Consider the following 17,252-nt stretch of genomic DNA (forward strand, 5'->3'; position numbering starts at 1 on the left):
GCAATGGATAAACCAACAGCATTATATGATTTTAGAATATTTATTATTTCAGTATCTAAACCAATTAAGCGATTATCATTTTTTTGCCCAAAAGTTAAGTTTGAGAAGATAATCAGAATTGCTAAATATTTTAATTTCATATGTTTTTTTTAGTATTTCGTCGCTCGTAAATAGCACACAACGTCCCGCCGGCTTTATGATGTGGCGGGTTTTTGTTACTGATGTTTACAAATATACCGAAAAGATTGAAAGAAAAAGCCTCACTTCGGAGAAGAAAAATATTCACTGACCATTACCAATAAATCCCTAAACCCGCCATAGCATAAACCCGCTGTTACCTGCTGTTTTAATTATTTAACATTTTTGATACTATTAATTTGTTTAAGTCAAACCAGCGTTCATCATCACTTATGGGAATGATGACATTTTCGTTTTGACCATTACTAAATTTTTTTAAAACTATGTCAGTTGAATCATCTATATAGAAGAAAAGTATAAAGTCAACCAAAACTAATAAATATGCTGATTCGCTCATCTGAAAAGCCGAATACATACCTTTAAAATTATCAGTCTTGTTTTCAGGCTTTATTATACATAAATCATAAGATGGAAATTCTTTAACCATTTCAACTGATTTCAATAAAATTTGCTGTTCTACGGATAAATTTTGGTTTAAAAACTCTCTCAATTCTTCTTCAATTTTATTCGGAAGTATGAAATTTTCATTTGTTTGATGTTTTGAAATCGATAAACGCCAAATCAAAGAGTAAATGAATAATTTGAAAAGTGTAGGATTTAGTTTTTTACAAGAAATAAAATCTTGACTGCCTAGTTTTTGGAATGAAAAATCTTCAGGGAAATTTAGGTAATCACGAAGCTTATTGAAAAATATAGCAAAGTAAGTTTCAAGAACTTCAAACTTTTTTTCACAATTTGAGCAAAGGATGAAATCTTCTTTAGGAATGGAATAAATTTTTCTTGATTTTCCACTCTTATGAATTTGCTCTGCGTGGTTTCCTATATCTGAAATAAATAATTCTTTCCCAAAAAATTTGGAAACTATGTGAGAATTTTTTTTATCTGCAACTTCAGCTTTGGAAAGCTTACAATCTGTTGTACGCATAGTTTTTCAAAAATAGCTGCTAACAGGCAGATTGGTCTGACTAAAGTCAGTCTTTTGTTATTTAGGCTAAAATAATAAAAATCTATTATAAATAGTCAAGAGGACTCTTTATTTATTGCAATGATTTTGAGCTTACATGAGTAGAAAACATATTCATGATGAAAGTTTAATTTTTTTTGTGATAAAAAAATATTTTTTTCATAAAATTATCACAACTTTGTGATAAAATTTAATTTTTTTAAAAAATTATCACAGCTTTGTGATAAAATAATTATTTTTATAAAAATTATCACAACATGAAAACAACGCAACTACTTCGAGACCAACTTGGGCTGTCACAAGAAATGATGGCGTGGTATCTAAAAATAACCCTGAGTCAGCTAGCGATGTACGAAACGGGCAAGCGTGACTTGCCAACAGGTACAATGACCAAGATTGCTGAAATTTTAATATTCTTCCAACAAAAAGAAATAGTTTCGAAAGAAGAAAATGAACTCCTAGACAAACAAAAATCTAAAGTGCAAGAAATAATAAAGCATCAAACAATAGAATTGAAATACCAACAAATGAAAGAGCAACGAATGCTAGATAAAATTGAAAAAAAATACAACCAAAGCTTGCAACTCCATTCATTAGCACAGCATTTACAAAAAAGTAAGGCGGAACTAGCCGATATATTGTTGCATCAAGCCATTGCAGGAATTCAAAAATACAGTTTGGCCAATCAAACCAAACAATTATTAAAACTAGAAGGCATCAAGAGCCAGTTAGATTATATTGATGCCAAATATTAAACGCCATTTTTTTCGTAATCTAAATAATGGCGCCTAACAGGTTACACAAACATTATCATAAGTTTATATCTATTGATTTATATTTTCCTATTTTTGCCGAAATATTAAATAAAGGTGGGAAGTAAAAATAAGATGAAGAGGTTTGGGGAGAATGAAACGTTTGGTAACGTTTTTCAACCAACTCGTGAGGAAGTAGTGTCGGATTCGTTTGAATTAAAAGGAAAATGGAATCAAGATTTTTTTAAGAATGACAATCCAATTGTTTTAGAATTAGGTTGTGGAAAAGGCGAATATTCAGTTGGTTTGGCAGCAAAATTCCCGAACAAAAATTTTATAGGAATCGATATAAAAGGAGCGCGCTTTTGGCGTGGTGCAAAAACTGCGGTCGAAACTGGACTTCATAATGTTGGATTTGTTCGCACGCAAATAGAACTGATAAATCATATTTTTGCCGAAAACGAAGTTGATGAAATTTGGATTACTTTTCCAGATCCACAAATAAAATACAAACGTACCAAACACAGAATGACCAATTCGGAGTTCTTGCAACTGTACAAAAAAATTCTAAAACCAGACGGGATTATGAATCTAAAAACCGACTCAGAGTTTATGCATGGTTACACCTTAGGATTATTGCATGGAGAAGGGCACGAAGTTTTATATGCCAATCATAACGTGTACACAAACGAAGGTTCGCCAGAGGAAGTAATTGAAATTCAGACATTTTATGAAAAGCAATATTTGGAAATAAACAAATCTATTACGTATATTCGTTTTAAGATTAAATAAATGAACATCATCACGCCACTTTTTTTGGGTTTTATTACTGCATTAGTAGGGGTTTTTCCGCCAGGAATAATCAATATGACAGCCGCTAAAATTAGCACGCAAGATGGTAAGAATCGTGCTTTATTGTTTACTTTTGGGGCATTAGTTGTTGTTTTTTTTCAAACGCTCGTTGCTTTAATCTTTGCTAGATATATTGCAGATCATCAGGAAGTTATTATTTTACTTCGAGAAATCGGGTTTGGAGTATTTGCTATTTTAACCATTTATTTTTTTTGGATTGCAAAAAAACCTAAAAAAAAGGAGCAAAAGGAATTGAAAATAAAGAGCAAAAAAAGTCGATTTTTTCTCGGAATGTTCATTTCTACAATTAATTTTTTGCCTGTTCCTTATTATGTTTTTGCTAGTGTGAGTTTGGTGTCATTCGGGTATTTTACTTTCAATGCAATAGCAATATATAGTTTTGTAGTTGGGGTTGTTTTGGGTTCTTTGGCTGTTTTTTACGGTTACATTTATTTTTTCAAAAAAATCGAATCTAAAACCGATTATCTTGTTAAAAATATGAATACAATAATAGGATCAGTTACAGGAACTATTGCCGTTTTGGCTTTATATCACATTATAAAGTTTTATTTTAAACTTTAAATTATGTCAGAAGCAGGAGATAATTTTTTCGAACGTGTTTATGCTGTTGCAAAACAAATTCCTTACGGAAAAGTTACTTCTTATGGCGCTATTGCAAAAGTTTTAGGTACAGCTCGTTCTGCAAGAATGGTAGGTTGGGCGATGAATGCGGCTCATAATCTTGAAGATGTTCCTGCTCACAGAGTCGTAAATCGCAAAGGTTTACTTACAGGAAAGCACCATTTTGAAGGCACAAATCTCATGCAACAATTGTTAGAAAGCGAAGGAATTGTTGTAGTTGATAATCAGATTCAGAATTTCGAGAAGGTTTTTTGGGAACCAATAATGAGTAAATAATATTTAAAAATCCAATTTTATATGGTTTAAATCAAACGACTTTAAGACATTTGACTTTCGACTTTAAGACTTTTCTACTTATTCGGTTTTACTAAAAAAGCATTTGGGTATTTCTTTTTTAAAGCTTGAAGTTTATTTTCGGCTTCTATCCTAGTTTTATAATTTCCAATCCAAACTTTATACATAGGCGTACTAAAAACGATTGTAGCATCGGTGTTTTTGTTGTCTTTTCTAAAATCGGTCAATGCCTTTTTACTGTTTTCGTTATCTCCTGTAAAAATTTGAATTTTAAAACGATTATTTATCGTTATCGATGAATTTATTTTTCTCTTTTCGTTCAAAAGCTGTTCGAATCTAGCATCTTGCGAAATAGAAGTTTTTGCCTCTTGTGAAAAACAATTGGAAGACAAAAATATCAAAAAAATAATGCTGTAAACGACACTTCTAAAACTTAAGATTCTCATAATGAATATATTTTAATACAAAAATACATTTTAACTTCTTAAACAAATCAAAAAATATTATTTAGAATAAATATAAATTAATAATTAAGATATATTTAAGGTTTTGAGAATAGTTCATAAGTCGTATTTTTGTCGAAGTTTTTTAAATGGCAAATTGTATTTATTTCGAAAATCGTAGTAAAATCAATACCAAATTTAGATGTTAATCATTTAATATATGAAAAAAGTGGGTAACCATAAATCGATTTCAAGGATAATAGCGCTGAGTTTAGCGTTTGTAATGTCCATTTCTCTAAATTCCTTTGCGCAAGAAGCTGCTCCAGCTGTCGTTGCAACTACAGCTCCTGCTGCTGGTGGAGATGCTGTACAAGGAAAAGCACTTTTTAACTCAAATTGTGCGGCTTGTCATAAGCTAGATGCTAAAATGACGGGTCCGGCTTTACGTGGTGTAACTGCAAAACATGATAAAACATGGTTGTACAGTTGGATCAAAAATAGCTCTGCGCTTATTGCTTCAGGTGATGCAGATGCTGTAAAGCTTTTTAATGAGAACAACAAGTCTGTAATGACTGCTTTTCCACAATTATCAAACGCTGATATAGATAATATTTTAGCTTATACTGATACTGTAATTGAAGCGCCAATAAAAACACCAACTGCTGGTGCTGAAGGAGCTTCGTCGGAAGGCGGAATATCAAACAACCTAATCCTAGGATTGTTGGCTGGTATTTTAGCGGTTTTAGTAGCTATGTTGTTTATGGTAAACAATGTCTTGGGTAAAATTGCAAAAGCAAATGGTATCGAAGTAGCTGAAAAAGCAAAAACATTGCCTATCTGGAAAGCATTTGCTAAAAATCAGTTTTTAGTATTGGTTTCAGTTATATTATTAATGTTAACTAGTGCCTTCTTTGTTTACGGTTACCTATCTCAAATAGGTGTCGATAAAGATTATGCGCCAATTCAGCCAATACATTATTCACATAAAATTCACGCTGGTGATAACGGTATCGAATGTAAATACTGCCACTCTTCGGCTCGTGTAAGTAAAAATGCTGGAATTCCTTCATTAAATGTTTGTATGAACTGTCATAAAAATATTTCTGAATTCCAAGGAGATAAAGATTCAACTTATGTTGAATACACAAAAGAGTATTACACAGGAGAAATTCAGAAGCTATACGATGCGGTTGGCTGGGATAAAACAACTCAAAAATATACAGGAAAAACTAAACCGGTAAAATGGGTTAGAATTCATAATTTACCTGATTTCGTTTACTTTAATCATTCGCAACACGTAACTGTGGCTGGAATTGAGTGTCAGAAATGTCACGGTCCAGTTGAAACTTACGAGATTCAAAGACAATTTGCTCCACTAACTATGGGTTGGTGTGTGAACTGTCACCGCGAAACAGATGTGAAGGTAGAAGGAAACGATTACTACAAAAAAATTCACGAAGAGCTTTCTAAAAAATACGGTGTAGACAAATTGACTGCAGCGCAAATGGGAGGTTTAGAATGTGGTAAATGTCACTATTAATATATTACTAAGAAGCTAATTTTTATATACAATATGTCATCAAACAAAAAATACTGGAAAAGTGTTGAAGAACTAAACGAAAATAGTTCTATTGTTGAGACGCTTAGAAATAACGAATTTGTGGAAGAAATTCCAACAAATGAATTTTTAGGTGATGCTGCTACTTTAGCTACATCTTCTACAACACGTCGTGACTTTCTTAAGTACGTTGGATTTACTACGGCTGCTGCTTCACTTGCAGCTTGTGAAGGTCCAGTGCATAAGTCAATTCCTTATGTAGTTCAACCTGAAGAAATTATCCCTGGTGTAGCCGATTATTATGCGACTACAATTGCTGATGGTTTCGATTTTGCTAATATTTTAGTAAAAACGCGTGAAGGTCGTCCTATCAAAATAGAAAACAATAAAATTGCGGGTGCAAATTTCCATGCAAATGCTCGTGTTCACGCGTCTGTATTATCATTATATGATAATATGCGTTTGAAAACTTCAAAAATTGCTGGTAAAGATGCAACTTGGGATCAAGCAAATGCTAAAATTAAAGCTAGTGTTGTTGATGCTAAAGCAAAAGGTGGGAAAGTTGTATTGTTAACAAATACTGCTGCAAGTCCATCTACTGACAGGTTGATCGCTCAGTTTTTGGCTTCAAATCCAAATGCAAAACATATAACTTATGATGCGGTTTCTTCGTCAGATGCTTTAGATGCTTTTGAAGCTGTTTATGGCGAAAGAGCTTTGGCTGATTATGACTTTTCAAAAGCTAATGTAATTGTTTCTGTTGGTGCAGACTTCTTAGGAGATTGGCAAGGTGGTGGTTTCGATTCTGGATATGCGCAAGGTCGTATTCCTCAAAACGGAAAAATGTCACGTCACTTTCAGTTTGAAGCAAACATGACTTTGTCTGGTGCTGCTGCTGATAAGCGTGTCCCAATGACTGTTGCAAATCAAAAACAAGCATTAGTTCAAATATATAATATAATTACAGGTTCTTCGATAGGTTCTTCTAAAGATGAAATGGTAATGAAAGCAGGACAACAACTAAAAGCCGCTGGAAGCAAAGGTGTTTTAGTTTGTGGTATCGATGATAAAAATGCACAATTGCTGGTTTTGGCTATCAATAGAGCTTTATCAAGCGAAGCTTTTAATGTAGCTAACACACGTCAAATCCGTAAAGGAAATAACGCTGATGTAAAACAACTTTTAACTGATATGAAATCAGGAGCTGTTCATACATTAATTATGAATGGTGTAAATCCAGTTTATTCTTTGCCAAACGGAAAAGAATTTGCAGATTCATTGAAAAAAGTAAAACTTTCTGTTGCATTTGCAATGAAAGAAGATGAAACTGCTGCTGTTTCAAACATTGCAGTAGCAACACCACATTATTTAGAATCTTGGGGAGATGTAAGTGTTGTTAAAGGAAGTTATGCTTTAACACAACCTACCATTCGCCCTTTATTTGATACAGTACAATTTCAAGATGCCTTATTATCTTGGACAGGAAATACACAAGCTTATTACGATTATCTTCGTGCTTCTTGGTCAGGTGCAAAATCATGGAACCAATTGGTTCATGATGGTGTAGTGGTTACAGAAGGAGTTTCAGCTTCTGCTGGAGCGGGTGCTGATTTTAACGGAGCTGCTTCAACTTTGGCGAAAGCTGTATCATCAAAATTAGAATTAGTATTGTATACTAAAACTGGTTTAGGAGACGGTCAGCAAGCAAACAATCCTTGGCTACAAGAATTTCCGGATCCAATTACAAGAGCATCATGGGATAATTATTTAACAATATCACAAGCAGATGCAACAACTTCAGGAATTGAAAACTGGAATGTGGCTAATGGAGGACTTAACGGAAGTTACGTAACCTTAACTGTTGATGGTGTAAAATTAGAAAAAGTTCCAGTAATTATTCAACCAGGTCAAGCAAAAGGAACTGTTGGATTGGCTTTAGGATATGGTCGTAAAGCGGCTATGAAAGAAGAAATGCAAGTAGGGGTAAATGCCTATACTTTATATAATAACTTTAGTAATGTACAAAATGTAACTATTGCTAAAGAAGATGGTGAGCACGAATTTGCTTGTGTTCAGCTTCAAAGAACATTGATGGGTCGTGGAGATATTATCAAAGAAACTTCCCTTGATATATTTAATACGAAGGAATCTGGTGAATGGAATCTTGTTCCTATGGTTTCTTTAGATCACAAAGAAGTGCCAGCTACAACTGTCGATTTATGGGAATCTTTCGATCGTTCAGTAGGACACCACTTTAATCTTTCGATCGATTTAAATGCTTGTACAGGTTGTGGAGCTTGCGTTATCGCTTGTCATGCAGAAAATAATGTACCAGTTGTTGGAAAATCGGAAGTAAGAAGAAGTCGTGATATGCACTGGTTGCGTATCGATAGATATTATTCTTCTGAAACAACTTTTGAAGGAGATAGTAAAACCAAAGAAGGAAGCGACGGATTGATGGATTCTATTTCTACTTTACGTGGAATGGAAACACCATCGGATAATCCTCAAGTTGCTTTCCAGCCTGTAATGTGTCAGCACTGTAACCATGCGCCTTGTGAAACTGTTTGTCCTGTGGCAGCAACTTCACATAGCCGTCAAGGTCAAAACCACATGGCTTACAACAGATGTGTTGGAACTAGATATTGTGCAAACAACTGTCCTTATAAAGTACGTCGTTTTAACTGGTTCTTGTATAACGGAAACGATGAATTCGATTACCACATGAATGATGATTTAGGTCGTATGGTTTTAAATCCTGATGTTAACGTTCGTTCTCGTGGAGTAATGGAGAAATGTTCTATGTGTATTCAAATGACACAAAGTACAATTCTAACAGCAAAACGTGAAGGAAGAGAAGTGAAATCAGGTGAGTTTCAAACTGCTTGTTCAAATGCTTGTACTTCTGGAGCTATGGTTTTTGGAGACGTAAATAACAAAGAAAGTAAAGTAGCTGAATTATCAGAAGATAAGAGAATGTATCACTTGTTAGAGCACATTGGAACAAAACCAAATGTATTTTATCACGTAAAAGTTAGAAATTAGTAAGAATAATAGGCAAGAGAAAGAATTGTAAAATATAGATAAGAAAGATGATTTTTTTAAATCTGAAATCTAAAATCTAAAATCTAAAATTAAATTATGTCGTCTCATTACGAAGCACCCATTAGAAAGCCTTTGGTTATTGGTAGTAAAAGCTATCATGATGTTACAGTAGATGTAGCAAGACCAGTAGAAGGTAGAGCCAATAAACAATGGTGGACAGTATTTTATATAGCTTTAGCTGCATTTTTGTGGGGATTAAGCTGTATGATTTATACCATCACAACAGGTATTGGAACTTGGGGATTAAATAAAACAGTAGGTTGGGCTTGGGATATCACTAACTTCGTTTGGTGGGTTGGTATTGGTCACGCAGGAACCTTAATTTCTGCGGTATTATTATTATTCCGTCAAAAATGGAGAATGGCGATTAACCGTTCTGCAGAAGCAATGACTATTTTCTCTGTAATGCAAGCAGGTTTGTTTCCAATTATCCACATGGGGCGTCCATGGTTAGGATACTGGGTTTTACCTATCCCGAATCAGTTTGGTTCACTTTGGGTGAACTTTAACTCACCATTACTTTGGGACGTTTTTGCAATCTCGACATACTTATCTGTATCATTGGTTTTCTGGTGGACAGGTTTATTACCTGATTTTGCGATGATTAGAGATAGAGCTGTAACGCCTTTTAATAAAAGAGTTTACTCTATATTAAGTTTTGGTTGGTCAGGTCGTGCAAAAGATTGGCAACGTTTTGAAGAAGTTTCACTTGTTTTGGCAGGTTTAGCGACCCCACTTGTACTTTCGGTACATACGATTGTATCTTTTGACTTTGCTACGTCTATCGTGCCAGGTTGGCATACAACTATTCTTCCTCCATATTTTGTGGCAGGAGCAGTATTCTCAGGATTTGCTATGGTAAATACTTTGCTTATCATTATGAGAAAAGTATCAAACTTAGAAGATTATATTACGATTCAGCATATCGAATTAATGAATATTGTAATCATGATTACAGGTTCTATCGTAGGATGTGCGTATATCACAGAGCTTTTTGTAGCATGGTATTCAGGTGTAGAATATGAGCAATATGCGTTCTTAAACAGAGCAACCGGGCCTTACTGGTGGGCGTATTGGGCAATGATGACTTGTAATGTATTTTCTCCACAATTTATGTGGTTTAAAAAATTAAGAACAAGTATTATGTTCTCATTTATTATATCAATTGTAGTAAATATAGGAATGTGGTTTGAACGTTTTGTAATTATCGTAACTTCGTTACACCGTGATTACTTGCCATCATCTTGGACAATGTTTCAACCAACATTTGTAGATATAGGTATTTTTATAGGTACTATTGGATTCTTTTTCGTGTTATTTTTACTTTATTCTAGATCATTCCCAGTGATTGCTCAAGCAGAAGTAAAAACTATCTTGAAATCATCGGGAGATAATTACAAAAGAGAAAGAGAACAAAATGGACATAATCACGATAATCACTAATAAGTCATGAGTAATAAAGTAATACATGCACTATATAATGATGACGATGTTTTGATGGATGCTGTAAAGCAAACCAGATTAGCACACCATCATATTGAAGAGGTTTACACACCGTTTCCAGTTCACGGGCTAGATAAAGCTATGGGATTGGCGCCAACAAGAATTGCAATTTGTGCCTTTTTGTATGGTTTAACAGGTTTGTCTTTTGGAACTTGGATGATGAATTATATCATGATTCAAGATTGGCCACAAGATATAGGTGGAAAACCAAGTTTTTCTTACATTCAAAATATGCCATCATTCGTGCCAATTATGTTTGAAGAAACGGTATTTTTTGCAGCACACCTTATGGTTATTACTTTTTATATGAGAAGTAAATTATGGCCATTTAAAACAGCAGAAAATCCAGATGTTCGTACAACAGACGATCACTTCTTGATGGAAGTTGCAGTAAATAATAATGAAGATGAATTAACTTCTTTCCTAAAAAATACGGGAGCTGTAGAAGTTAAAGTAGTAGAAAAGCATTAATCAGAACTATGAAAAAAGTATATACACTAGCAGTTTTAATGGGGTTATCTTCATTGCTGTTTTCATGTCAAGATAAGTTAAAGCCTAACTATCAGTTTTTTCCTAATATGTATGAGTCGGCTGGATACGAAACTTATTCAGAATCTTCCGCTTTCAAAAACGGAAAAGAAGGACAACTTCCTGCACAAGGTTCTATCAAAAGAGGTTTTGTACCTTATGAAATACCAAATACACCAGCAGGTTATTTGGCGTCAAAAAGCGTTACTACTTCTCCATTAGATTCAACTGCTGTCGATTTTGAAAAAGCAAAAGAATTGTTCGAGATTTACTGTGCTATTTGTCATGGTGAAAAAGGAGATGGAAAAGGGAATTTAGTAAAAAGAGAGAAATTTCTCGGGGTTCCTAGTTATGCAGACAGAGATGTTTCTGTTGGAAGTGTTTTTCATGTAGAGACATATGGATTAAATGCTATGGGTTCACATGCAAATCAATTGACAAAAACAGAAAGATGGCAAGTTGCCGCTTATGTTATGAAACTTAAGTCTGAATTATAATTGTAAAACAATCTATTTATAAATTATGTATACATTTTCAAGCAAATTAAAAAACTTATCATTCATCTTAATGCTTTTAGGAGCGTTGGGAATTGGTTATGGTTTTTTCACTGCCCCTAAAAATACAAAGGAAGTAGAAGCTATTCTTGCAACAAGCCATGGTGAACATCATGAAGCATCTGCATCTGAAACTACACATGAAGCTGCGCCAGTTCATAAAGAAGAGGCACATGCAACAGAAGTAGTTAAAGATTCTGCAACTTTAGCAGTAAATCATTTAGATTCAATTGCAAGTCATGTTGAAGAAGGACATGTTGCAGCTGTTGCTACGCCAGTTCACGACACTCATGAAGCAAAAGCTGAAGGTCACGAAGTAGCTAACGATGCACATGCAGAGCACGCTGAACATTTAGAACACGTTTTAGGTCAGTTGCAAAACAAACCTTGGGCCGCATTATACGTTGCTGCATTATTCTTTATGTTAATATCATTGGGAGTTTTAGTATTTTATGCTATACAACACGCTGCACAAGCAGGTTGGTCTCCAGTATTATTTAGAGTGATGGAAGCATTAACATCATACTTAGTTCCTGGAGCTATAATTGTTTATGTATTATTGGTTTTATCAGGATTAGGATTTAACCATTTATTTGTTTGGATGGATCCTGAAGTTGTAAAACACGATGAGTTAATTCAAGGAAAAGCAGGTTATTTAAACGTACCATTTTTCTTAATCAGAGCAGCAATCTTTATGGGTGGTTGGATATTTTACCGTCAGTACACTCGCAAAAACGCATTAGCATTAGACGAAACACATGATGCAACTTATTATAAGAAAAATTTCAAAGCATCAGCAGCATTTTTAGCATTCTTCTTAGTTTCAGAATCTATGATGTCTTGGGATTGGATTATGTCTGTAGATCCTCACTGGTACAGTACTTTATTTGGATGGTATGTATTTGCAAGTTTCTTCGTAAGCGGAATTACTGTAATCGCATTAACAACATTATACTTAAAATCTAAAGGATATTTAGAAAACGTAAACAACAGTCATTTTCACGATTTAGCTAAATTTATGTTTGGTATATCAGTATTCTGGACTTATTTATGGTTCTCTCAATTTATGTTAATGTGGTATGCAAATATCCCTGAAGAAGTAACTTATTTTAAATTTAGAATCGAACATTATAACTTGCCTTTCTTCGGAATGGTAGCGATGAACTTCGTATTTCCAATTTTAATATTAATTAATACAGATTTCAAACGTGTTCCTTGGATTATATCTATGGCTGGAATCGTAATTTTATGTGGTCACTATTTAGACTTTCATAATATGATTTATCCAGCAACAGTTGGTGACCAATGGTTTATTGGAATTTCAGAAATAAGTTCGATATTATTCTTTGCTGGATTGTTTATTTTTGTAGTGTTTACCACACTTGCAAAACAAGCATTATTACCAAAAGGAAATCCACTTATCGAAGAGAGCAAGCATTTTCATTATTAATATTTAAACAAAAAACAGATGACAAGTTTGTTGGTAATTATAGTTTTACTTTTAGTAGGTGTTGCAATTTGGCAAATCACGAAGATTTTTGATTTGACTCAAGTTGGAGCAAATAGAAATCGTTCTCAAATTGCAGATAATAAGGACAATAATATCCAAGGATATTTAATGTTTGGTTTCCTTGTATTCCTATACGTTTTCGTAATATACGGATTGTTTAAATGGAGTGATTTAGTTTTAATTGATCCTGCTTCTGAACATGGAGCTGATTATGATAACTTAATGTGGATAACATTTGGAGTAGTATTTTTTGTTCTTGCAATAACACAAGCGCTTTTGTTTTATTTCGCCTTCAAATACAGAGGTGAAGAAGGAAAAAAAGCAGTTTACTTTGCTGATAATGATAGATTAGAATTCATTTGGACAATCATTCCAGTATTTGTTTTGGCAGGTTTAATTCTTTACGGATTATATACTTGGACAAATATTATGTTTGTTGATGAAGATGAAGATGTAATGTATGTCGAATTATATGCAAAACAATTCGCATGGACTGCTCGTTATTCAGGAAAAGACAACGTGTTAGGAAAAGCCAATGTACGTTTGATAGAAGGTATAAACACTACAGGTGTTGATCTTGAAGATCCAAATGCACAAGACGACATTGTAACAACAACAGAATTACATATTCCAAAAGGTAAAAAAATTGTATTCAAATTGCGTTCGCAAGATGTTTTACACTCTGCCTTTATGCCGCATTTTAGAGCACAAATGAACTGTGTGCCAGGAATGGTGACTCAATTTGCTTTCAGACCTATTATGACCACTGACGAAATGCGTCAAACGGAACATATGATTGAAAAAGTGCATAACATTAACAAAATACGTTCTAAAAAAAGTACAGAATTAGTTGCTAATGGAGAATCACCACTTGATCCTTACACTTTTGATTACCTATTGTTATGTAACAAAATTTGTGGTGCATCTCACTACAATATGCAAATGAAAATTGTTGTAGATACTCCAGAAGAATATCAAAATTGGTTAAAAGATCAACCAACAATTGTAAAAACTGTTGCGGATGAAAAAGCGGCTAAGGCTGCCGAAAGCGCTCCAGTTGTAACAGTGACAGTAGCTAAAAAAGTAGATTCAGCAAAAGTTGCGGCAATTGCAACTCCAGTTGCAGTAAAATAATTATACAAATAAAATTTAAAATAAAACACTATGGCAGCAGCATCTCATGACCACGATCACGCACATGATCACGATCACGAACACCACCATAAAGACACTTTTATAACTAAATATATTTTTAGTATAGATCACAAAATGATTGCTAAACAATACCTGATTTCTGGTATTATCATGGGAATCATTGGAGTTATCATGTCGTTACTTTTCAGAATGCAAATTGCTTGGCCTGAACAGCCATTCAAAATATTTGATTTCCTTTTAGGAGATAAATTAGCACCAGGAGGAGTAATGCGTAATGATATTTACCTTGCATTGGTAACAATTCACGGTACAATCATGGTTTTCTTTGTATTAACAGCTGGTTTGTCTGGAACTTTTAGTAATTTATTAATTCCACTTCAAATTGGTGCACGAGATATGGCATCAGGATTCTTGAACATGGTTTCTTATTGGTTATTTTTTACATCGAGTGTAATTATGTTATCATCACTTTTTGTTGAATCAGGACCAGCATCAGCAGGATGGACAATTTATCCGCCTTTAAGTGCTTTGCCTCAGGCAATTCCAGGTTCTGGTACAGGTATGACTTTGTGGTTGGTTTCTATGGCAATATTTATTGCATCTTCACTAATGGGGTCATTAAATTATGTTGTTACAGTAATTAATTTAAGAACAAAAGGAATGTCTATGACAAGATTGCCACTTACTATTTGGGCTTTCTTTGTTACAGCAATTATTGGTATTATTTCGTTTCCAGTATTATTATCGGCAGCATTATTACTTATAATGGATAGAAGTTTTGGTACTTCATTTTTCTTGTCAGATATTTTTATCTCAGGTGAAGTTTTGCATTACCAAGGAGGTTCTCCAGTATTGTTCGAACACTTATTTTGGTTCTTAGGTCACCCAGAAGTTTATATTGTATTATTACCAGCTTTAGGAATTACATCTGAAGTTATTGCAACAAACTCTCGTAAACCAATTTTTGGATACCGTGCGATGATTGCTTCTATATTAGCAATTGCATTTTTATCGACAATTGTTTGGGGTCACCATATGTTTATTTCAGGAATGAATCCATTTTTAGGATCTGTATTTACATTTACAACTTTATTAATTGCAATTCCATCTGCGGTAAAAGCATTTAATTATATCACAACACTTTGGAAAGGTAACTTACAGTTAAACCCTGCGATGTTATTTTCTATCGGATTGGTTTCTACCTTTATATCAGGAGGAATTACAGGAATCGTTTTAGGAGATAGTACATTAGATATTAATGTTCACGATACTTATTTCGTTGTAGCTCACTTTCACTTAGTAATGGGTATTTCTGCATTGTACGGATTCTTTGCTGGTGTTTATCACTGGTTTCCTAAAATGTTTGGAAGAATGATGAATAAAAACTTAGGTTATATTCACTTTTGGGTAACAGCAATTTGTGCTTACGGTGTTTTCTATCCAATGCACTTTATAGGAATGGCTGGCTTACCACGTCGTTATTATACAAATACTAACTTTCCTTTGTTTGATGATTTAGCAGATGTAAATCAAGTGATTACAGGATTTGCATTAGTTGGAGCAGCTTTTCAAATAGTATTTATGTGGAATTTCTTTAGCAGTATTTTTTACGGAAAAAGAACAGTACAAAACCCATGGAGATCTAACACACTTGAGTGGACTGCACCAATAGAACACATACATGGAAACTGGCCAGGTGCTATTCCAGAAGTTCATAGATGGCCTTATGATTATAGTAAACCAGGTCACGACGATGATTTTGTGCCTCAAACAGTACCAATGAAAGAAGGAGAAGAAGAACTTCATCATTCATAAATAAAATTTTAAAATGCCTTTCGTAAGAAAGGCATTTTAAGTTTAAAGTATTTCACTAACTTTAAGCCATAAATAAAATCCATGCAAAAGCTTTTTAAAATTATTTTATTACTTTCTTGTTTAAATGCTTTTTCGCAGGAAGAGCCTGATTTTTCTGCGGTAGATTCATTGTATCGTGAAGATCAGTTTTATTTTGGGGTAACTTATAACGTACTAAATTTAAAGCCAAAAGACGTTTCTCAGAACTCGTTTTCCACCGGTTTAAGCCTTGGATTTTTAAGAGATTTTCCGGTCAATAAAAATAGAACTTTTGCCATTGCACCAGGTTTGGGTTTTTCCTACAATAACTACAAAGAAAATCTTGTGGTCGACAATCTTGGCGGAACAATCAATTATAGTATTATAGAATCAGGAGTTAATTATGAAAAAAATAAATTAGCTTTGTATTTTGTCGATTTGCCTATCGAATTTCGTTGGAGAACATCAACCTTCGATTCTCATAAGTTTTGGAGGGTATATACGGGTTTTAAATTGAGTTATTTGCTATTAAGTCAGTCAAGATATCTAGATGCAAACCAAAACTTTAAAATAAATAATAATCCAGACATCAATAAAATGCATTACGGAGTCTATATTTCTGCAGGATATAATTCTTGGAATTTATATGCTTATTACGGATTGCAAAATATGTTTAAAAATGGTAGTTTAAATGGTAATCCTATAGAGTTAAGCACTTTAAATATTGGATTAATGTTTTATGTTTTATAGCCAAAAAAACAACAGTAATAACTGCGGAAAGAATCCAATTAAGTATCCTAAAACTAATTCTTTATTAGTATGAGCTTTCATATATAGCCGAGATGAAGCTACAAGACCATTACAAAACAATAGCAGACTTATAATAATTACTTCGCGAACTTGAAAATGCATACAACTACTGATGCAAAAAAGAGTCAAAGATGCCATTCCCAGCATGTGCAAACTTACTTTCTTGTCGAAATAAACTAATAATAAAGCAATTACACTACTAATTATACTACCTAAAAAAAAGTAAAATAACTCAGGAATCGTTTCTTTTGTAATACTTTTTACGATTAAAACGGAAAGTAATACTATATGAATAGTCAATGGGATTTTTCGTTGGGAAACCTTTGTAACCATTACCGAATCTATTTTACCCAACATAATGAGCAAATAAAAAATGGCTAAAGGAATAAATACAGTAACTAATAATACTTGTATGGTGTATAAATAAATCGCTTCGTAAACAAAATACCTATCCGTTGTTATAAAAAAATAAAAAACAGTCGCCAGCACCGATATAAAAATAGGGTGGAAGAGATAAGAAAAAAAAGGAAGAATTCTTTTCAAGAAAAAAG

General features: G+C 33.5%; 16 protein-coding genes. 13 read left to right on the plus strand and 3 right to left on the minus strand.

All coding sequences use genetic code 11. The features are described 5' to 3' along the window. Positions 1-346: 346 nt before the first annotated feature. Positions 347-1,123, minus strand: coding sequence for a hypothetical protein (locus ACH2BG_RS07060; RefSeq protein WP_395047003.1), 777 nt, complete (start codon positions 1,121-1,123; stop codon positions 347-349). Between the two features lie 296 nt (positions 1,124-1,419). On the opposite strand from ACH2BG_RS07060, the gene ACH2BG_RS07065 reads away from it, so the two are divergent. The 4 genes from ACH2BG_RS07065 (at position 1,420) to ACH2BG_RS07080 (ending at position 3,684) form a co-directional block, all read left to right on the plus strand. Continuing rightward, entirely contained in the window at positions 1,420-1,917 is a 498-nt protein-coding gene (locus tag ACH2BG_RS07065; protein ID WP_395047004.1) for a helix-turn-helix transcriptional regulator, read from the plus strand. Between the two features lie 114 nt (positions 1,918-2,031). Further along, entirely contained in the window at positions 2,032-2,706 is a 675-nt protein-coding gene (gene trmB / locus ACH2BG_RS07070) for a tRNA (guanosine(46)-N7)-methyltransferase TrmB (RefSeq protein ID WP_395047005.1), read from the plus strand. After that, positions 2,707-3,348 carry a lysine transporter LysE gene (locus tag ACH2BG_RS07075; RefSeq protein ID WP_395047006.1) on the plus strand — a complete coding sequence of 214 codons (642 nt, stop codon included), beginning with the start codon at positions 2,707-2,709 and terminating at the stop codon, positions 3,346-3,348. Positions 3,349-3,351: 3 nt separating this feature from the next. Next, positions 3,352-3,684 (plus strand): MGMT family protein, encoded by a 333-nt coding sequence (locus ACH2BG_RS07080; RefSeq protein ID WP_395047007.1) that lies wholly within the window; start codon positions 3,352-3,354, stop codon positions 3,682-3,684. Between the two features lie 74 nt (positions 3,685-3,758). Here ACH2BG_RS07080 and ACH2BG_RS07085 read toward each other — a convergent pair whose 3' ends face one another. After that, the gene (locus ACH2BG_RS07085; protein ID WP_395047008.1) at positions 3,759-4,148 is read right to left on the minus strand and encodes an SPOR domain-containing protein; all 390 of its coding nucleotides are present in this window, start codon (positions 4,146-4,148) and stop codon (positions 3,759-3,761) included. 217 nt (positions 4,149-4,365) lie between these two features. Here ACH2BG_RS07085 and ACH2BG_RS07090 point away from each other — a divergent pair, with 217 nt between their 5' ends. The 9 genes from ACH2BG_RS07090 to ACH2BG_RS07130 all read left to right on the plus strand — a co-directional run bounded on the left by ACH2BG_RS07090 (position 4,366) and on the right by ACH2BG_RS07130 (position 16,641). Then, positions 4,366-5,685 (plus strand): c-type cytochrome, encoded by a 1,320-nt coding sequence (locus ACH2BG_RS07090; protein ID WP_395047009.1) that lies wholly within the window; start codon positions 4,366-4,368, stop codon positions 5,683-5,685. 33 nt (positions 5,686-5,718) lie between these two features. Next, the gene (locus ACH2BG_RS07095; protein ID WP_395047010.1) at positions 5,719-8,748 is read left to right on the plus strand and encodes a TAT-variant-translocated molybdopterin oxidoreductase; all 3,030 of its coding nucleotides are present in this window, start codon (positions 5,719-5,721) and stop codon (positions 8,746-8,748) included. Between the two features lie 96 nt (positions 8,749-8,844). Then, positions 8,845-10,251 (plus strand): NrfD/PsrC family molybdoenzyme membrane anchor subunit, encoded by a 1,407-nt coding sequence (nrfD, locus tag ACH2BG_RS07100; RefSeq protein ID WP_395047011.1) that lies wholly within the window; start codon positions 8,845-8,847, stop codon positions 10,249-10,251. A gap of 6 nt (positions 10,252-10,257) precedes the next feature. Continuing rightward, the gene (locus ACH2BG_RS07105) at positions 10,258-10,782 is read left to right on the plus strand and encodes a DUF3341 domain-containing protein (protein WP_091476392.1); all 525 of its coding nucleotides are present in this window, start codon (positions 10,258-10,260) and stop codon (positions 10,780-10,782) included. Positions 10,783-10,790: 8 nt separating this feature from the next. Further along, on the plus strand, positions 10,791-11,336 hold the full coding sequence (locus ACH2BG_RS07110; protein ID WP_395047012.1) for a c-type cytochrome: 546 nt from the start codon (positions 10,791-10,793) through the stop codon (positions 11,334-11,336). 25 nt (positions 11,337-11,361) lie between these two features. After that, positions 11,362-12,843 carry a quinol:cytochrome C oxidoreductase gene (locus ACH2BG_RS07115; RefSeq protein WP_395047013.1) on the plus strand — a complete coding sequence of 494 codons (1,482 nt, stop codon included), beginning with the start codon at positions 11,362-11,364 and terminating at the stop codon, positions 12,841-12,843. 18 nt (positions 12,844-12,861) lie between these two features. After that, positions 12,862-14,037, plus strand: coding sequence for a cytochrome c oxidase subunit II (locus ACH2BG_RS07120; protein WP_395047014.1), 1,176 nt, complete (start codon positions 12,862-12,864; stop codon positions 14,035-14,037). A gap of 30 nt (positions 14,038-14,067) precedes the next feature. Further along, positions 14,068-15,873, plus strand: coding sequence for a cbb3-type cytochrome c oxidase subunit I (locus tag ACH2BG_RS07125; protein ID WP_395047015.1), 1,806 nt, complete (start codon positions 14,068-14,070; stop codon positions 15,871-15,873). 81 nt (positions 15,874-15,954) lie between these two features. Beyond that, positions 15,955-16,641, plus strand: coding sequence for a porin family protein (locus tag ACH2BG_RS07130; protein WP_395047016.1), 687 nt, complete (start codon positions 15,955-15,957; stop codon positions 16,639-16,641). Here ACH2BG_RS07130 and ACH2BG_RS07135 read toward each other — a convergent pair. Further along, positions 16,636-17,252: hypothetical protein (locus tag ACH2BG_RS07135; RefSeq protein ID WP_395047017.1), on the minus strand; the 617-nt coding region annotated here is incomplete at its 5' end. The two genes, ACH2BG_RS07130 and ACH2BG_RS07135, sit on opposite strands and share 6 nt — an antisense overlap.

It is taken from the genome of Flavobacterium sp. (genome assembly GCF_043779715.1).
Taxonomy (GTDB): Bacteria; Bacteroidota; Bacteroidia; order Flavobacteriales; family Flavobacteriaceae; genus Flavobacterium.

Coding starts and splice junctions, on each gene's coding strand:
- ACH2BG_RS07060 (WP_395047003.1), bottom strand. CDS start 1,123: ATGCGTACAACAGATTGTAAGCTTTCCAAAGCTGAAGTTGCAGATAAA.
- ACH2BG_RS07065 (WP_395047004.1), top strand. CDS start 1,420: ATGAAAACAACGCAACTACTTCGAGACCAACTTGGGCTGTCACAAGAA.
- ACH2BG_RS07075 (WP_395047006.1), top strand. CDS start 2,707: ATGAACATCATCACGCCACTTTTTTTGGGTTTTATTACTGCATTAGTA.
- ACH2BG_RS07080 (WP_395047007.1), top strand. CDS start 3,352: ATGTCAGAAGCAGGAGATAATTTTTTCGAACGTGTTTATGCTGTTGCA.
- ACH2BG_RS07085 (WP_395047008.1), bottom strand. CDS start 4,148: ATGAGAATCTTAAGTTTTAGAAGTGTCGTTTACAGCATTATTTTTTTG.
- ACH2BG_RS07090 (WP_395047009.1), top strand. CDS start 4,366: ATGAAAAAAGTGGGTAACCATAAATCGATTTCAAGGATAATAGCGCTG.
- ACH2BG_RS07095 (WP_395047010.1), top strand. CDS start 5,719: ATGTCATCAAACAAAAAATACTGGAAAAGTGTTGAAGAACTAAACGAA.
- nrfD (WP_395047011.1), top strand. CDS start 8,845: ATGTCGTCTCATTACGAAGCACCCATTAGAAAGCCTTTGGTTATTGGT.
- ACH2BG_RS07105 (WP_091476392.1), top strand. CDS start 10,258: ATGAGTAATAAAGTAATACATGCACTATATAATGATGACGATGTTTTG.
- ACH2BG_RS07110 (WP_395047012.1), top strand. CDS start 10,791: ATGAAAAAAGTATATACACTAGCAGTTTTAATGGGGTTATCTTCATTG.
- ACH2BG_RS07115 (WP_395047013.1), top strand. CDS start 11,362: ATGTATACATTTTCAAGCAAATTAAAAAACTTATCATTCATCTTAATG.
- ACH2BG_RS07120 (WP_395047014.1), top strand. CDS start 12,862: ATGACAAGTTTGTTGGTAATTATAGTTTTACTTTTAGTAGGTGTTGCA.
- ACH2BG_RS07125 (WP_395047015.1), top strand. CDS start 14,068: ATGGCAGCAGCATCTCATGACCACGATCACGCACATGATCACGATCAC.
- ACH2BG_RS07130 (WP_395047016.1), top strand. CDS start 15,955: ATGCAAAAGCTTTTTAAAATTATTTTATTACTTTCTTGTTTAAATGCT.